Origin of the sequence: Rhodococcus sp. F64268 (assembly GCF_023015605.1) — a bacterium.
Classification (GTDB): domain Bacteria; phylum Actinomycetota; class Actinomycetes; order Mycobacteriales; family Mycobacteriaceae; genus Rhodococcus.
This window is the reverse complement of record NZ_JALKAI010000004.1, coordinates 193,059-209,611: the sequence shown is the minus strand read 5'-3', so window position 1 is coordinate 209,611 and position 16,553 is coordinate 193,059. Positions and strand designations below refer to the sequence as shown.

The window sequence follows — 16,553 nt, the reverse complement described above, 5'->3', positions numbered from 1 at the left end:
CGGGCCTCGGTTGCGAACGCTACACGCTAGGACACTGCCTTCGTGTCGGTCTCGGCCGCGGAATCGGGCTCGCTACGCGACAGTGCGCTCGGCCACCAGATCTTGCGGCCGATATCGATCGTCAGTGCCGGAACCACCAGCGACCGCACCAGCAGCGCATCGAGTAGTACGCCGAACGCGACGATGAACGCAAGTTGCGCAAGGAACAGCAACGGAATCACCGCCAGCGCCGAGAACGTGGCGGCAAGCACGATTCCCGCCGACGTGATCACCCCGCCGGTGACCGTGAGCGCACGGAGCGTGCCGGTGCGCGTGCCCACCTTCTTCGTTTCCTCGCGCACCCGGGTCATGAGGAAGATGTTGTAGTCGACGCCGAGCGCAACGAGGAACACGAATGCGAAGAGCGGCACCACCGGATCCGCGCCGGGGAAGCCGAACACGTGGTTGAACAGCAGCGACGACACACCGAGCGTGGCCGCGAACGACACGATGACGGTGAGCATCAGCAGAATCGGTGCGACGATCGCCCGCAGCAGCACGATGAGCACCAGCAGCACCACGAGTGCGACGACCGGGATGATCAGTGTGCGGTCGCGGGTAGCGGTGTCCTTGGTGTCGAGGTCCACCGCGGTGGGCCCGCCGACGAGGGCGTCGGAGCCCGGCACCGCGTGCACGGCCTCGCGGATGCGTTCGACTGTCGCCTCTGCCTCGAGCGAGTCGGCCGGGTCGGTCAGGGTGGCCTGCAGGGCGATCTGCCCGTCGACCACGGTCGGTACACCGTCCGGCCCGACGACAGGTTCGACGGTGGTGACGCCGTCGATCCGCGCGGCGTCGGTCACGGCGTCGCGTGACGGTTCGTTTGCGATGATCACGGTCGGCGAACCGCTGCCTGCGTCGAAGTGCTCACCGAGGATCTGCTGTCCGGACTTGGAATCGGTCTGCAGGAGGAACAGATCGGACGAGGCCACTCCGGCAGCCTTGAATTGCGGCAGCAGCAGCGCGAAGGCGACGAGTACGAGACTGCACACGATCCAGATGGGTCGCGGTTTCGATCCCACCCACTGGGCGATTCGGTTCCAGAAGCGGTGCGCCTGTTCGAGGTTGTCGCTGTCGAAATTCGGTTCGTACCGCGGCCGGGTGGGCCAGAAGGCGGCTCGCCCGAGTAGGACGAGGGCGGCGGGCAGGAAGGTCATTGAGGCGACGAACGACGCGGCAATACCGATCGCGGCGACCGGTCCGAGACCGCGGTTGGAGTTCAGATCGGACAGCAGCAAGCAGAGCACACCGAGGATGACGGTGCCCGCCGATGCTGCGATGGGTTCGAGCGAGGCGCGCCACGCTGTGCGCATGGCAGCGTACTTGTCTTCCTGGATGCGCAATTCTTCTCTGAAGCGGGCGACGAGCAGCAACGCATAGTCGGTGGCTGCACCGAATACCAGGATGAACATGATGCCCTGGCTCTGCCCGTTGAGCGCGATCGTGCCTGCGTCGGCGAGCAGGTAGACGAGCGCACTGGCGAGCGCGAGTGCGAACACGGCCGAGATGATGACGACGAACGGAAGAATCGGGCTGCGGTAGACGACGATCAGGATGAGCAGCACCACACCGCCCGCGACGAGCAGCAGCAGTCCGTCGATCCCGGCGAACGCAGCCGAGAGATCGGCCGCCTGACCCGCGGGTCCGGTCACGTGGACGGTCAGGCCTTGCGGTGCGCCTTCGAGCGCGGTACGCAGCTCTTCGACGGCGTCCTTGACCTCGACGTTGCTGTCGATCGGGACGATCATCTGCACTGCCTGCCCGTCCTCGGAGGGAATGGGCGGCGGTCCCGCCGATTCCGTGGTGAGGAAGGCGATGTCGTCCTGGGTGATCCCGCCGTCGCGCTCGGCGACGACAATCGCCGGAATAGCGTCGCTGTCGCGGAACTCGGCGTAGATCTCGTCGGCGCGGGTCGATTCCGCCGAGGCGGGCAGGAAGGAACTCGCGTCGGTCGAGGCGACTTCGCTGAGTTTGCCTGCGAACGGCCCGCCGCCGCCAGCGATTCCGAGCCATACCAGAAGGAGCACGGCGGGTATGAGCCATCGCAGACGAGAACGGTGGGGTTTCGATGTCGTCGTGGTGCTCAAGAGCTCCTCCTGGTCGGGCCGGCACGGAACGTGCAGGCACCATGTTGCCTCGAGTGTGTCGGTCGCTCAGGATTCGGAGTAACAGGCCACCCGGATGGGCGCACACCAGCGTGGGAGGGTTTCGCCGGTGAGCGCGTCTGATCAGGCGGTGGCTGCTCCTGCAGAGTTACTGATCGACCGGATGACGCCGACGAGGCGTTTCGTCTGCTCGGGTGCGAACAGTTGGGCCGGCCCCTGCGGCGCGGTATCGGTGAACGGCGCTTCGAACAGCAGCTTCGGATCCATTTCTCCGTGCCGGGTGAGGTGACTGATCACAAGGTTGACGAAGTCGATCTGGCTGGACGAGGCGGTCCGCTCACCGAGGAACTCCGCGAAAGCTTCCTGCACGGCCTGCTGGTCGAGCCCGACCAGGGAGCGGATGAATCGCCCGAGCCCCTGTGCGTTTGCGATGGCCCGTTCCATGTCTTCGGAGTCGCCGGCGCCGCTGCGCGCCAGAAGCTCTTCGAGGGACTCCAAGTCGGCCGGGGTCAGCGACTTGCCGGAGCGCAGCTTCTGCAGGGCCAGGTTGTGGGGCTGGCGACGCAGATAGTCGCGCACTTTCGCGGTGTAGCGCTCGACATCGGTACCGGACCGCATCTCCGGCATATTCCTTTCGACGACCTCGCCGCGGGTATCGGTGAAGTCGGTGTAGACGATGGCCCGCTTCTTCTTCTCCAGCAGCCCGACGACCGATCGCAGTTCCCGCCTTGCGTGTTCGAGCATTTCCGGGGTGACGTCCTGCCACCATTCGTCGCTCGCGACCTCGCGGAGCAATTCTTCCTTGGCCTTGACCTTCGGGATCGTCAGCCCTTCCTCGAGCAGCCCGTCGGCGACACCGCGGATGGTGCCCTCGTGTTTCGGAAGGGTGCCGTCGTCGATGATGACAGCGAGCTGACCACGCAGGACGACGAGATCGAACCGCTTGGCCATCTCGTCGCTGTCGCGCACGGTGGTCGGCAGCCCGGCGAGACTCTCGACGATCTCGGCGGCCTGCTGCTCTGTCACTGAGTCCCAGGCGGCGCGGTCGGCGTACTTCTCGACTTCACGACGGCGAGTGCGGACGATGAAGTTGTCGAGCCGCATACCGGCAACCTGGGTGTGCAGTGTGTCCGCAGTTGCTTTGCGCAGCTCGGCTGCCGTGCCGGAACGGTCCAGTGCCGCCACGAGTTCGGTGCGTACGGTGAACAGCCGCTGCGACAGCGAGGGCGAGAGCGCGCCCTCGGAGGCGTCCGGGTGCTGATCGAAATAGTCGAAGTTGCCACACACGTCGAAGATGAAGAAATCGGTCTTGTCCTGGCCGGGGCCGTACAGGTCAGGTCGCAGACGGGTGCCACGGCCGACCATCTGCCAGAACTTCGACTTCGACCGCACGGGTTTGAAGAACACCAGGTTCACGACTTCGGGGACGTCGATGCCGGTGTCGAGCATGTCGACGGAGATCGCGATGTGCGGTTCCTGGTCGGGTTGTGAGAACTTGTCGATGAGATCCTGACCGTAGGTCACCGAGTGGGTGATGACGCGCGCGAAGGAGCCCTTGAATTCGGGGTAGTTGGCATCGAACCGATCCGCGATGAACTGGGCGTGCCGCTCGTTCTTCGCGAAGACGATGGTCTTGCCGAGCCTGTCGCCACCCGCGACGCGGTGGCCGTGGGTCATGACCGTTTCGAGGACCTTGTCGACGGTGTCGATGTTGAACAGCCACTTGTTGACGGCCTCGGCCTGGACGACGTCGGGGATCTCGTCGTCGGGGACGTCGTCGCCCCAGTCGATCCCCTCGTACCGCTTCTTCTCCTCGTCGGTGAGGTCGGCGTAGCGGATTCCCTGCAGCGGGAACGTGAGTGGCACCGTCACCGCTCGCGGTGGGACGAGGAACCTGTCGTTGATTGCCTGATCGAGCGAGTAGTTGTCGGTGGGGACACCGGTTTCGAGCTGGAACAACTGATAGGTGTTGTAGTCCACCTCGTCCTTGGGGGTGGCGGTGAGTCCGAGCAGCAGCGAGTCGAAATAGCCGAAGATGTGCCGGTACTTCTGGTACACCGAACGATGCGCCTCGTCGATGACGATGAGGTCGAAGTAACCAGGACCGAATCGTTTTGCACCACTATCAGTTTCGTCGATAAGGCCCATCATGGTCGGATAGGTGGAGACGTAGACACGACCCTCGGTGTTCTTGTCGGTCAGCAGGTTCACCGGCGACGAATCGGGTAGATGCGTCTTGAACGCGCCGACTGCCTGTTTGACGAGGGCCTTGCGGTCGGCCAGGAACAGCACGCGCTTCACCCAATTGGCACGCATCAGCATGTCGGCGAGTGCGACGACGGTGCGGGTCTTTCCGGATCCGGTAGCCATCACCAGCAACGCGGCCCGCTGATTCTCGTGCTCGAACCGTTCGATGACCGAGCGGATTGCCTTCTCCTGATACGGCCGGCCTGCGATCTCCTGCGGTACCGGGATATCGGCCAGCGGCCTGATCGAGGCTCGTCGCGCGACGAGCAGTTCGAGTTCGTCGCGGGTGTGGAACCCGGCCACCTGCCGCACCGGATAGCGCAGGTCGTCCCAGAAGTGGTGTTCGAAACCGTTGGTGTAATAGATGACCGGGCGGTGCCCCGTCATCTGTTCGAGGCAGTCGGCGTACAGCTTCGCCTGCTGCTTCCCGGCGAACGGATCCACGGACGTCCGTTTCGCCTCCACCACGGCAAGCGGGCGCCCGTCGGCGCTCCACAGCACGTAGTCGGCGAATCCGCTCTTGCTGTCGGGCATTCCGGTGACCGGGTACTCGCGGTCCCGTGGCTGGTCGAGCAGCCATCCGGATTCGCGGAGCATCAGGTCGACGAGGTCGCGGCGGGTCTGCGCTTCGTCGTAGTCGTGGGTGTCGGGGGCGACGGCACTGGCCTGGTGGGCCGCCTCGATCTGGGCGCGCAGCTCCGCGATGAGCTGCTCGAGGCTCGCTTTCTCCAGGTTTGCCGTCTCGGCGGCCTCGTCGCGGGCCTGAACCTGCGCGATGAGGTCCTGCTTCTCGGCTTCGGACTGTTCGAGCTTCGCGTCCTTGGCGGCCATCTCCGCTTCGAGTTTGCCGAGCTGCGCGACGGTCTTCGCGACGACTGCCCCGCCGCCGGGCTTGGGCAGCCGCGCCGGGTCGAACTGCTGCTGCGGCGACGGCTTGCTCGACGGCTGCGTCGCGTAGCTGCGGGCCAGCCAGGACAGGATGTGGAACAGTTCCGCGAGTGCCTTCGTGCCTGCGTCCTTCGGGACGGGTCTGGTCTCGTGGACGGCGGTGTTGCCGAGCCGGCGGATGAGATCCATTTTCGCGACGAGGGAGTGCCCGACGACGGCGACGAACTTGCCGTCGTGCAGCCGGGCCGCGAGGTCGGACTTGTACGGCTCGGGCAGGTTCTGGGTGCGGTAGATCCATTTGACGGTGTGCTCGACGACGCGGCGGGCGTAGAAGCAGGTGGTGCGGGGGTCGAAGAGTGCGTCGCGTTCGGCCTTCTTGGCCTCGGCGTGCAGCTGCGGCCATTCGGCCTGCAGGAAGTCGAAGTTCCCCACCATGGACCGTGGTCCTCTCTTCGCTCGTGTGCGCGCCCGCGCAGTGACGTGTCGTTCTGTGCTCGATCTTGGCACAAGCATCCGAGTTGTCCGGAGCCGACGAACACTACTGACGGGGTCCGACACGACCGGCCGGGGCCGAATACCGGCAACCTTCAATATTGCCGTCGCGCATTAAAGGTTGAGATACCAAGTTTTGATTGTATCGGGCAGAATGAAGGGATTCGCACCTTGCTGCGCGTGCCGCGTCCGCAGAGCGCGACATCCGAATTGGCGCAGGACGAGGACATCCGCGGGTTCAGTGACCAGGCGCGCCTCGTGGCCAACAACACCTCGGTTCTCCGGCGTGCGTCGAGCAGCTTGGTCGACACCGACGTCGTTACCGTGGATGACGTGGTCATGCTGCACGCAGCGACGAACGGCATCATGGCATCCGGCACGTCCAGAACTGGATCGGGGGCTCGAATTGGCATCCGCTCGAAGCGGATTTCGTCCCCCCATCGCCTGAGGATGTCGGACCGCTGATGACCGACCTCGTCGACTATCTCAACGGATCCCTGCACGGACCGCTGATACAAGCCGGGATCGTGCACGCCCAGTTCGAAACGATTCATCCGTTCACCGATGGCAACGGTAGGGTCGGTCGCGCTTTGATCCACACCGTACTTGCCCGGCGCGGTCTGGCCCCGGAGGCGGTGCTCCCGATCAGTCTCGTGCTGTCGACTCTCAGCGCCCGCTACGTCGACGGGTTGAGCGCCTACCGGTACGTCGGCAGCCCTGTCGACCCCGGCGCCCTCGCTGGTGTGAACGACTGGCTTTCGACGTTCATCGAGGCCGCTGTCGTCGCGTCGGAGCATGCGCAACGCCTGGCACAGGACATCGACGAGTTGGAGTTCGAGTGGGCTGGTCGTCTTGCGGGCCATCGCGAGGCACAAGGCCTTCGAGGGGAACCCCGCGCGCACTGTGCAACGCATCCTCGGGGTGTCGTTCCCCGCAGCGCGAGCCGCGCTCGAGGAACTCGCGGACGCCGGAGTCCTGTCCCGCAAGAGCGTCGAACGCGGCACCACAGGGTACGTCGCACGTGACGTGCTCGACCTGGTCGACTGTTTCCGATAGACGTGTCTCGGTATCAAGGATGTGGCGGCCCGTTGTCATCGCGCCGGGTGGCGCCGGATGCATCTCTCCGGCGCGGCCGTTCCCGACGGTATCGGTGCCGGGTGAGGGCGCCGGCGACGAAATGATCCAGGTGGTGCCGGTGATTGACCCGCGGGCGCCGGTCGGGGTCGATGTGAGGCGGCGCGATCCATTCGACACGGCCTGGATGCGCGGCATCGGGCGGTGCGACGCGGGTCGTCCAGCCGCCGGGACCGTCGTGAACGAGGGCATGGCAGCTGTCGCAGGCGAGATCCTCGTTGGTGATGTCGGTGGCGCCGCCGTACTTCCACTCGGTGACGTGGTGCACGGCCGTGAGGGAGGCAGGAGCATCGCAACCGGGGCGCGTGCACCCGCGAGACGCTGCGATGAGGGCGAGTCGCTGATCCGCTGAGGCAAGGCGTCGGGCGCGACCGAGGTGAAGGGGGCGGCCGTTGTGGTCGAAAATGGCGAGCACCGGGTGGGCGTTCTGCGCCATGCGCAGTGCATCCCTGATGGGAACGATGCCGCCGGTGGCGGTGGTCGCCGCGCCGGACGCCTTCTCGAGTTGGTGCACCGACATCGTGAGGATCGCTGTCACCGGGAGGCCGCGATGACTGCCCAGGACACCGGACGAGAGCATCTGCCGCAGTGCAAAGGTGAGGGCGTCGTGGTTGCGTTGTACCGCTGTGCGGGTGTCGCGGGCGGCGGCCTTCGCCATCGCGGTGCGGTCCAGATTCGGGGAATCGACATCCCCGGAGGGTGATTCGGGGTCGTCGGGGTTGTTCATGCCGGGGCGGGCGAGTTTGGCGAGCACCGGTTCGAGGAGTGCCCGCGTCTCCGGGTCGAGCAGTCCGGATATCGGGGTCATCAGGTCGGTGCCTTGCTTGCCGAGCCGCAGGCCGCGGCGCCGCTTCCGTTCGCGTTCGTCGGGGGCGTTGCCGTCGGGGTTGAGGTGGGCGAGCAGGTGGATGCCGATCTTGGTGACGTCTTCAGGGGTGGTGGAGCGGGCGGCGTCGGCGAGGATCTGTTCTGCGGCGTCGATTTCGTCGCGGTTGGTGCTGCTCGGGAGTTGGCGCATGGTTCTGGCGATCGCGGCAACGTGATCGGGACCGATGGCGCCTTCGCGGCCGGCCGACGCGGTGGCGGGCAGGGTGGCATCCATCGGTTCGCCGCTGAGGGTGTGCCAGGTGCCGGTCTTGTTGGCGCCCTTCACGCGTTTCGCGGCGTCGGCTCCCGAGATGCGGAGAGTGGAGACGAGGAAGTCGTTGATGGAGCGGCAGGCGAGGTGTGCGGGGATGGACCGTTCGACTGATTCGACGACAAGTCGGTGCCCGACGCCGGCGGCCTTCCGCAACGAGGTTTCCATCCGTTGTAGGGCTTCGACGACAGCGGCTTCGGACAGGCCCGTCAGCGGATCGGTGAGTAGACCCTCGATGGCAGCGTCGAGAGCGGCCAGGTGGTTCCCCACCTGACCGAGCCTGTCGACGCCATCATCCGAAAGCATGTTCGAAGTGTAGCGGGACCCTCCGACAAGAATCTGAGTTCGAGTCAGGGCGCGGCCTCGACCCCATCTCGCTGCCTGATCGGCTCGCTGCCCGATCGGCCTGCAGGCCAGATCAGACTGACTGCCCGTGGGCCACTGCGTCGACTTCGAGAGTGTCGGCGAGGCGACGAAGGAACGCAACTGCCTCGGCCTGGTCCGCCTTAGGCTCGATACGTTCGAGGAGAATTCCCCGCGCCAGGGTGGACGGGGCCAGACCGCGGGCGTCGGCGAGCTGGGCGAGCACCGTGTACTCCGCCTGGGCGAGCCGGATTTGCAGGACCTTGGTGCGCGGAGTCGGGTTCGCGTCCGGAGCCTCCGGCGGGACGTATCCGGCTTCTTGCTCGCGGGCATACATCTCGTCGGCCTCGGCATGGGCCTTGGCGAGGAGGTCGGGTGGGAGGTTGCTGGTCATGCGTTCTTCTCCTCGTACTGCCTCTGCTGGGTGGGGCTTGACTGCCAGGCGGTGGCCCCGTAGATCCGACCCTCGAACCGGACAGTGATCACGGTCAGGATCAGTCCGGCCGTCGGGGAGAACCCGATGGACCGATCCGACGTGCCGCTGTCAGAGGCTGGGTCCGGCTGGAAGAACACCTTGAGTGGGTCGAGGAATGCCTCCTCGACCTCTGCGGGGGTGAGTTCGTGCCGGTCCCACATGTGGGTGACGCTCTCGGGTGGCCAGATCAGTCGCACGCCCCATTGTAATACAAAGTAATACACCCTGCACGCAGTCGCCCGCGCGAACGAGTACAGGATCGGATTGTTTACCTACACCTCCGACCGAAATCTGCTCCCTCGGAATCAGCACGCCAAGGACTTCACCTCGCGCTCACCGATCCCCGGATGTGGCCGCGCATCGTCGACGCCGCGGTCGCTCTGGGGATGCGCCATCCTCGTACCCCGCTCTGCCCGTAACGACATGCGGCCGAGATCGCTTCGATCATGACCGAGAACGATCGCAAGCTTCGCAACAAGGAGCGGAAATCCGGGCGGTGCTTCCGATCTGGAGAACTTTGTGTTGACGCTCGTCGCCAGGCATGGGACCATCCCTGAACCGGCCTGAATACAGGTCGACCCCGGAGGGTGCTGGAACACCAACCGGGGTCTGGGCACACGACAGGAGCGCTGTCATGCACCGTAGGGTGGAGTCTATCCACACGCCCCCAGGGGGCGCTTCTCATGGTTCGGTCTTCGATACCGACCCTCTTTTTCTCACCCCGCCGGGGTCTTCGCTGACGTCCTGACTTCACGAGCCTCTCGACATACCCGTCGAGGGGCTCGAGGTGTTTGTGCTGCGACGTGTGCGCGGGCCGTTCCGGTAGCCGCGGCATGTCGGGCATTCGTCGCTCATCACCCGAGGTCCGACGTCAGCGCTTCGACGCTGCGCGCAGGGGTGCCATTCCCGTGCGTGAAACCGACTGGGCGCCAGTACCTTCGTCTCCACAGCTGGCGGTGGAGCACCCGATCGTGAGGGTCGACACGAACGACCGGGTCCAGCGTAAGCCGCACGTCTTCTGCGACGTGGGGCCAGAAGCGTTGGTCGAGATGGTCTATCGGGGTATGGCGACCGGGCAGCTGTGGGGAAGGGGCCGAAGGCAAGCTCAGGGACCCGTAGGGTCTCCGTACGGTCAGGCACCGTCGCCCGCAGGGCGCCCGCATCTTTACGCCGTCCCGTGCTCTGTCTTTGGCGACCTCGATATTTGCGGCTAGATGTCTGACTATCGAAGGGCCATGATCGAGGCAACAATGACACCTATGACGACTGTGCCGCTGGGCGAGGCCAAGGACAAACTTTCTGCGCTGGTCGAAAGCGTAGAGTCGACACACGATATCATCACGATCACTCGGTACGGGAAGCCTGCCGCGGTGCTCATGTCCGCCGAAGACCTGGAATCGCTGCACGAGACGATTTACTGGCTTTCACGTTCAGGCACCCGCGAGGCGGTCGCCGAAGCAGACCAGGACTACGCCCTCGGCCAGACGACCTCACTCGAGGATCTGCGCGCCGAATACGGTCTACCGCCGCGGTGACAAGACAGGCGTCCGAGGCATACCGTGCGAGGTTGCGTCACCGGCGCGGCGACTACCGCGACCGGCTGCATATCGATGACGTCGAACGGGTCGTTGTAGTCATCGACATCGACCACCGAGCCCATATCTATCGGACGTGACCGAAGAAATTCTCGTCGCTCGCGGACGGATGGAGAGTCATTATTCGAAGTAGTCCTCATCGACCTCGACGACAGTGAAGATCTGCCGAGTCTGCACTGCAACGCCGTACCGGATCATCAAGTCCGCGAGGCGCTGTCCGTCGATCAGGATGATCCGGGTGGCGATGTTCTGCGCGTACTCGCGGGCACCGGAGGTGAATGCGCTGGTGGTGATGAAGACGCCGCGGGCGGCACCGACGCCGTGTAGGGCACCGACGAACGCCTGAATCTCGGGTCTGCCGACTGTGTTTTCGGCGGCGTAGCGCTTGGCCTGCACGTAGATGCGTTCGAGTCCGAGCGGGTCCTGATCGATGACACCATCGACACCGCCATCGCCCGAGCCGCCGATGCGGGCTGCCCGGCCTTCGGTACCGCCGTATCCCATAGCGACGAGTACGTCGAGCACCGACTGCTCCAGGAACTCAGGGGCCTGATTGCGGAGCCGGTCGAGAAGGTCGGCTGCTACCTCGGCGTGCAGGCGACCGACGCCGCCTTCGATCTGCTCGAGTGGCTCGATCTCCTCTTCGACCGCCACGTGCGAGTCGTGTGCGACGTCGTTCGAGGAGGCGGTACGCGCGGGGGTGTGGGCCTGGTATTCGGGGAGCGCCTTCAGGATCTGCTTGGTGATTCCGTCTGGATGCGCCGCGAGCAGTGCACGCCCGGCATCGGTGATGACGAAGGTTGCGCGGGCCGGCTTGTCGACAAGCTTTGCGCGGTAGAGCCCACTGAGCGCCCATCCGATCCGATTGTCGACGCGCCGCCGTCCCGACGGCAGCATCTCTACCCGCTGCTCGGCAGTCAATCCGAGATGGTCCTCCACCGCTGTATGCAGGTCCCGCTTTCGCCAGACCTGTTCATCCATCAGTACTTCCAGCACGGGAGTGAGAAAACCGGACCACACCGGCATCTCCGATACCGGCGCAGTCACAGCTCGCCTCGGAAGGCGCGGGATTGGAGGGATGCGAAGAGGGCGTCGAGTTCGGAGAGCGCGGTGCGGTGTGACGCTCGCGTCGAATCGAGTGCCTGCACTCGTTGTGCGAACTCCCGCTGCACTCTCATGTCTGGCATTTCGAGCGGAAAGGCCTTCAGCTGCGTCATGTTGATTGAAGCGATTCCTGTCGTCTGTTTCGCAGACCGAAGGAAGTAGGCCTTCCCTCGGCTGCTTCCGACAGCCCAATTCAAGTACACAGGATTCACGCGCTCGCAGTCTGGCCGCACACGAAACACATGGTTCTGATGAATTGCCTCTGGTAGTTCATTCGCCCAGAGAGTGCCTCGGCCAAGCTTATCCGGGTCGCCACCCTCTGTCAGAAGGAGGTCGTTCTGTTTGAGGACCCATCGCTGGATCTCCGCCGCTGTCGCTTCGATTGTCTTGACGGCGCTCAACTCCAGCCGCTTGTCCTGAACATTCGCAACTGCCAGATAGGGCACCTCCCGGAGCGGAGAATCATTGACCTTTCGCCCCTTCGTGATCCCCGACGAGATGTCAGCCACGTCATCCAGCCGGACGTGCATCACCTCAATGGCTCTGGCCTCGAACATGTCGACATAGATTGCCTCGCCGAGCTCGTCGAGGCGGGCGAGGGCTTCGCGGCGCTTGGCGCGGAGGGTGTCGGCGTGGTCGAGGATCGCTGCGATCCGTCGCTGCTCCTCGATCGGCGGCAACAAGAACTCTTTGCGGTAGGCATCCTCCCTATTCAGCCCAGGGATCGCTGCGGCTCGATTCAGGTTGGGCAATCCGAGGTCCGATAGGCGGTGAAACAACCACCTGAGATCCGCCTCAGTTGAGGTCTCGTCGACGTAATAGGTCGTGTCGATCGGCCAGCACGGATGGTCAGAGTAGTTGACCTCGCCAAGTGATCCCTTGCGACCGACCACTATGGTGGGGCCAGCAGTCAAGGGGGTCGTGTGGGTACCGACTACGCCGTTCGATCCGAAGACGTTGGACTCGCCCTCAACCCGCGAACTCTTAGGGAGACTCTTCCCGTACTTGAATTCGCAAACCTCTGAAAGCCGCACCTTCGGCCACGCACTCACGCTGCACCCCCCGCCAGCATCTCCCGCAGCTGCGCCATGCCGTCTGTGATTTCCTTCTCGAGCTGGTCGAGCTCGTCGAGGATCTCGGTCGGCGCCCGGTGTTCGACATCCTCGTGCACGATCTCCTTGTACCTGTTCAGAGACAGGTCGTACCCCTGCGCGGCGATATCCTCACGCGGCACGCAGAAGCTCTGCTCCGTCCGCGCGCGCTCCAACTCGCCGCCGTCACGATCGGCCCAGCGCCGCAGTACATCCGGGAGGTTGTTCTTCGCGTGTTCGTCGTCCGACAGCTCTGCCAGCGCACCGAGCTTCTCGGCGTCGAGCAGCGGGTTGCGCTTGTCGTCGAGAGACATGCCGTCGGCCTGCACGTCGTAGAACCAAACGCTGTCGGTGCCGCCGGAGTTGGTCTTGGTGAAGAACAGAATCGCCGTCGACACACCCGCATACGGCTTGAACACCCCGGACGGCAGCTTCACCACCGCGTCGAGCTTCTGCTCCTCGACAAGGATCCTGCGAAGTTCCTTGTGTGCCTTCGACGATCCGAACAACACACCGTCCGGCACGATCACCGCCGCGCGGCCACCCGGCTTGAGCAGGCGCAGGAACAGCGCCAGGAACAGTAGTTCCGTCTTCTTCGTCTTCGCGATCTGCTGGAGATCCTTCGCGGTGTTCTCGTAGTCGAGGCTGCCCGCGAATGGCGGGTTGGCGAGAATCAGCGAATATGCTTCCGCATCACCGGTGTTCGCCTCGGCAAGTGAATCGCGATAGCGGATGTCGGGCTGCTCGATGCCGTGCAGCAGCATGTTCATCGACCCGATTCGCAGCATCGTGTTGTCGAAGTCGAAGCCGTGGAACATCTCGTGGTGATACTGCTCGCGCCCCTTGCCGGAGTTGATCGCATCCGCATGATTGGCGCGCATGTACTCCGACGCGCCCACGAGGAACCCGCACGTGCCGGACGCCGGGTCCACGATCGTGTCGCCCGGCTTCGGGGCTGTCATGTGCACCATCAGTTCGATGATGTGACGCGGCGTGCGGAACTGGCCGTTCTGCCCGGCGGCGGCGATCTTTGCGAGCAGGTATTCGTAGATGTCGCCCTTGGTGTCGCGGTTCTCCATCGGCACCTTGTCCAGCCGGTCCACCACCCGCTGCAGCATCCCCGCGTTCGGGATGCTGAGCCGCGCGTCCTTCATGAAATGCGCGTACGTGGACTCCTCGCCGCGCATGTTCTTGATGAACGGGAACACCCGGTTCGCGACGATCTCGAACATCTCGTCGGCGTGCCGGTCCTTGAACACCGACCAGCGCAGGTCGTTGTAGGGCAGGCCCTGGTCGTCGATGCCCTCGGGGAACGGGTTGCCTTCGAGCGGTGTGCCGAGCAGGTTCGCTTTCTCCAACGCGAGCGTCTGCTCGTCGTCCAACCGGCGAATGAACAGCAGGTAGGTGATCTGTTCCATCACCTCCAGCGGATTGGAGATACCGCCTGTCCAGAATGCGTCCCAGACTGCGTCGACCTTGTTCTTGATGTCACCGGTGATCACGGGTACCGCTACCTGCCTGTTCTGCTCGCCGAAGTCCAACAGAACTGTATAGACCCGGCCACCGACACCGAGCGTGCAGGTTAGGGTGCCATGTGCCCGAATCTCCGATCGGCAGTGTTCCGAGCGGTCCGGTCCCAGAAGCACTGGTCGCACGCCTGAGGTCTGCCGGATGTGTCTTCGCGGAAGACGAAGCCCGCCTGCTCAGCGATGCGGCGCGTAGCCCGTCCGATCTGGAAGACCTCGTACAGCAGCGGATCGACGGGCGTCCTCTCGAGCACGTGCTGGGATGGGCAGAATTCTGCGGTCTGCGGATCAGCGTCGACGCAGATGTGTTCGTTCCACGCCGTCGCACCGAATTTCTCGTGCACTGCGCCTCCGAACTCGTTGCACCGGGTTCATTCGTCGTCGACATGTGCTGCGGCTGCGGTGCGGTCGGGGCCGCGCTCGCCGCTGTCGAACCCACCATCTGTCTGCACGCCGCGGACGTCGACCCCGCGGCGGTCCGTTGCGCGCGGCGCAACCTCGAACGATGCGGCGGCGACGCACACTGCGGCGACCTCTTCGCGGCGCTGCCGGACTCGATGCGAGGCCACACCGATGTGATCGTCGCCAATGCCCCCTACGTACCGACGGCGGCGATCGCGACAATGCCGTCCGAGGCACGACTGCACGAGCCGCGTGTCGCGCTGGACGGCGGTGCCGACGGACTCGATGTGCATCGTCGCCTGGCGGTGTCCGCGTCGGAGTGGCTTGCGCCCGGTGGACACCTGCTGATGGAAGCCGGTCTCCGGCAGGTCGAGGCAGCAACCGGGATCCTCGCTGCGGAGGGACTGACAACGGTCGTTCACCGGTCGGACGAGTTCGATGTCACCGTGGTCGTCGGAGTCGCCGACGGTCGCGGCGTTCCCTCGCAGATCGCGCCCAGTGTGTAAGGCGATCGGCGGCGGGTAGACCGAAGTATGGTCACATTCGCACTCCAGAACCCGAACACCGGTACCGACGAAGAGCAATTCGAACGAATCGAAGACACAGACCGAGATGCGATCCTCGATCGCGCCACCGAAGCCCAGCGCAGCTGGCAGGAGACCTCCATCGACCAGCGCGCGGATGTTCTCCGCGCCGTCGCCGATCTCTATGAACAGCACAAAGATCGGCTGATCGACTACATGGGCCGGGAGATGGGCAAACTCCGACCGTGGGGCGCTGCCGAACTGGACATCGTGGTGGGCATCTACCGCTGGTACGCGGACAACGCCCACGAACTGCTCGCGCCCGAGGAACTCCCGGCGCAGGGCGCGGACCGTTCGTACGTGGTCAAGCGGCCTCTCGGTGTGATTCTGGGCATCATGCCGTGGAACTTCCCGTACTACCAGGTCGCGCGGTGGGCTGCCCCCAACCTGCTGCTCGGAAATGCGCTGGTGCTCAAGCACGCGGGGATCTGCCCGCTTTCCTCCCAGGCGTGCGAGGACCTCCTGATCGAGGCCGGGCTGCCGCGTGGGGTGTTCCAGAACATCTATGCTTCCGGCTCCCAGATGGAACCGTTCATCGCAGACAAGCGGATCCAGGGTGTCTCCCTCACCGGATCCGAAGGCGCCGGTTCGGCCGTGGCGAAGACGGCCGGGGAACACTACAAGAAGTCGCTACTCGAGCTGGGCGGGAACGACCCCTTCCTCGTGTTGGATGCCGACAACCTGGAGTGGGTACTGGACCGATACGTGGACATCCGGATGTTTGCCTCGGGCCAGGCGTGCAATGCGCCGAAGCGGCTCATCGTGCAGCCGGAATTCTACGATCGCACGGTGGCCTACCTGGAAAAAGCAATCGGTGCGCTCACGGTGGGTGCCTATGACGATCCGGATGCCGACGTAGGCCCCCTCAGCTCGATCGGTGCCCGCGACGAGATCGTCGACCGCCTCGACACCGCAGCACGCGAGGGGACCGCCACGATCCGGGTGGGCGGGAAGAAAATCGACCGCGACGGCGCGTACATGGAGCCGACCCTGCTCACCGATGTGGACCCGTCCGCAGATGTGGGGTGCAACGAGATCTTCGGCCCGGTCGCGATCGTGTACAAGGCGGACGGGGTGGACGAGGCCGTACGCATTGCCAACGAGGAATCCGAGTACGGACTGTCCAGCTCTGTATGGTCCTCGGACGTCGACAAGGCACACGAGGTGGCTGCGCGGCTCAAGGATGGCATGACGTTCGTCAACGAGCACGCCGTCACCGCAGCCGGTCTGCCTTTCGGCGGTGTCGGCCGTTCCGGCTACGGCCGCGAGCTGGCGCAGTGGGGCGTGGGCGAATTCGTCAACGAGAAACTGATTCGTGTGTCCGGACAGCACAGCGCTGGTCTGTCGCCCACATGAGCGTCGATTGCCCGCCG

At 64.6% G+C, this 16,553-nt stretch carries 12 protein-coding genes and 1 pseudogene; 5 read left to right on the top strand and 8 right to left on the bottom strand.

Annotation, left to right across the window (positions count from 1 at the left end):
- Positions 1-26: 26 nt before the first annotated feature.
- Together MWU77_RS11350 and MWU77_RS11345 are read right to left on the bottom strand one after the other, a co-directional pair.
- A complete protein-coding gene (locus MWU77_RS11350; RefSeq protein ID WP_247273718.1) occupies positions 27-2,123 on the bottom strand; it encodes an efflux RND transporter permease subunit in 2,097 nt (698 codons plus the stop codon).
- Between the two features lie 141 nt (positions 2,124-2,264).
- Positions 2,265-5,711 (bottom strand): DEAD/DEAH box helicase family protein, encoded by a 3,447-nt coding sequence (locus MWU77_RS11345; RefSeq protein WP_247273717.1) that lies wholly within the window; start codon positions 5,709-5,711, stop codon positions 2,265-2,267.
- A 521-nt stretch (positions 5,712-6,232) separates the two neighbouring features.
- Between MWU77_RS11345 and MWU77_RS25130 the strand changes: the two are divergent.
- Positions 6,233-6,316: pseudogene (locus MWU77_RS25130) on the top strand (fic family protein); the annotation flags it as partial.
- A 304-nt stretch (positions 6,317-6,620) separates the two neighbouring features.
- Positions 6,621-6,824, top strand: a complete 204-nt coding sequence (locus MWU77_RS11335; RefSeq protein WP_247273715.1) for a hypothetical protein — start codon at positions 6,621-6,623, stop codon at positions 6,822-6,824.
- A 13-nt stretch (positions 6,825-6,837) separates the two neighbouring features.
- Here the strand turns inward: MWU77_RS11335 and MWU77_RS11330 are convergent, their stop codons facing one another.
- The 3 genes from MWU77_RS11330 to MWU77_RS11320 all read right to left on the bottom strand — a co-directional run bounded on the left by MWU77_RS11330 (position 6,838) and on the right by MWU77_RS11320 (position 9,075).
- Positions 6,838-8,346: an HNH endonuclease signature motif containing protein gene (locus tag MWU77_RS11330; protein ID WP_247273714.1), complete on the bottom strand. Its 1,509-nt coding sequence runs from the start codon at positions 8,344-8,346 to the stop codon at positions 6,838-6,840.
- 112 nt (positions 8,347-8,458) lie between these two features.
- Positions 8,459-8,797, bottom strand: coding sequence for a hypothetical protein (locus MWU77_RS11325; protein ID WP_169689164.1), 339 nt, complete (start codon positions 8,795-8,797; stop codon positions 8,459-8,461).
- Complete coding sequence (locus MWU77_RS11320) at positions 8,794-9,075, bottom strand: transposase (RefSeq protein ID WP_247273713.1); 282 nt, start codon at positions 9,073-9,075, stop codon at positions 8,794-8,796. Before MWU77_RS11320 ends, MWU77_RS11325 begins: the two co-directional genes overlap by 4 nt.
- A 1,062-nt stretch (positions 9,076-10,137) precedes the next feature.
- On the opposite strand from MWU77_RS11320, the gene MWU77_RS11315 reads away from it, so the two are divergent.
- The gene (locus tag MWU77_RS11315; RefSeq protein ID WP_169689165.1) at positions 10,138-10,413 is read left to right on the top strand and encodes a type II toxin-antitoxin system Phd/YefM family antitoxin; all 276 of its coding nucleotides are present in this window, start codon (positions 10,138-10,140) and stop codon (positions 10,411-10,413) included.
- Between the two features lie 180 nt (positions 10,414-10,593).
- Here the strand turns inward: MWU77_RS11315 and MWU77_RS11310 are convergent, their stop codons facing one another.
- Genes MWU77_RS11310 through MWU77_RS11300 form a run of 3 tightly spaced genes read right to left on the bottom strand, consistent with a single transcriptional unit; the run spans position 10,594 to position 14,170 of the window.
- Positions 10,594-11,499: a restriction endonuclease gene (locus MWU77_RS11310; protein WP_247274104.1), complete on the bottom strand. Its 906-nt coding sequence runs from the start codon at positions 11,497-11,499 to the stop codon at positions 10,594-10,596.
- Between the two features lie 17 nt (positions 11,500-11,516).
- Positions 11,517-12,629 carry a restriction endonuclease subunit S gene (locus MWU77_RS24955; protein WP_247273712.1) on the bottom strand — a complete coding sequence of 371 codons (1,113 nt, stop codon included), beginning with the start codon at positions 12,627-12,629 and terminating at the stop codon, positions 11,517-11,519.
- Positions 12,626-14,170: a class I SAM-dependent DNA methyltransferase gene (locus tag MWU77_RS11300; RefSeq protein WP_247274103.1), complete on the bottom strand. Its 1,545-nt coding sequence runs from the start codon at positions 14,168-14,170 to the stop codon at positions 12,626-12,628. The genes MWU77_RS24955 and MWU77_RS11300 overlap by 4 nt, the downstream gene beginning before the upstream one ends.
- A 92-nt stretch (positions 14,171-14,262) precedes the next feature.
- On the opposite strand from MWU77_RS11300, the gene MWU77_RS11295 reads away from it, so the two are divergent.
- On the top strand, positions 14,263-15,102 hold the full coding sequence (locus MWU77_RS11295; RefSeq protein WP_247273711.1) for a putative protein N(5)-glutamine methyltransferase: 840 nt from the start codon (positions 14,263-14,265) through the stop codon (positions 15,100-15,102).
- Positions 15,103-15,129: 27 nt separating this feature from the next.
- Complete coding sequence (locus MWU77_RS11290; protein WP_247273710.1) at positions 15,130-16,536, top strand: aldehyde dehydrogenase family protein; 1,407 nt, start codon at positions 15,130-15,132, stop codon at positions 16,534-16,536.
- Positions 16,537-16,553: the final 17 nt, after the last annotated feature.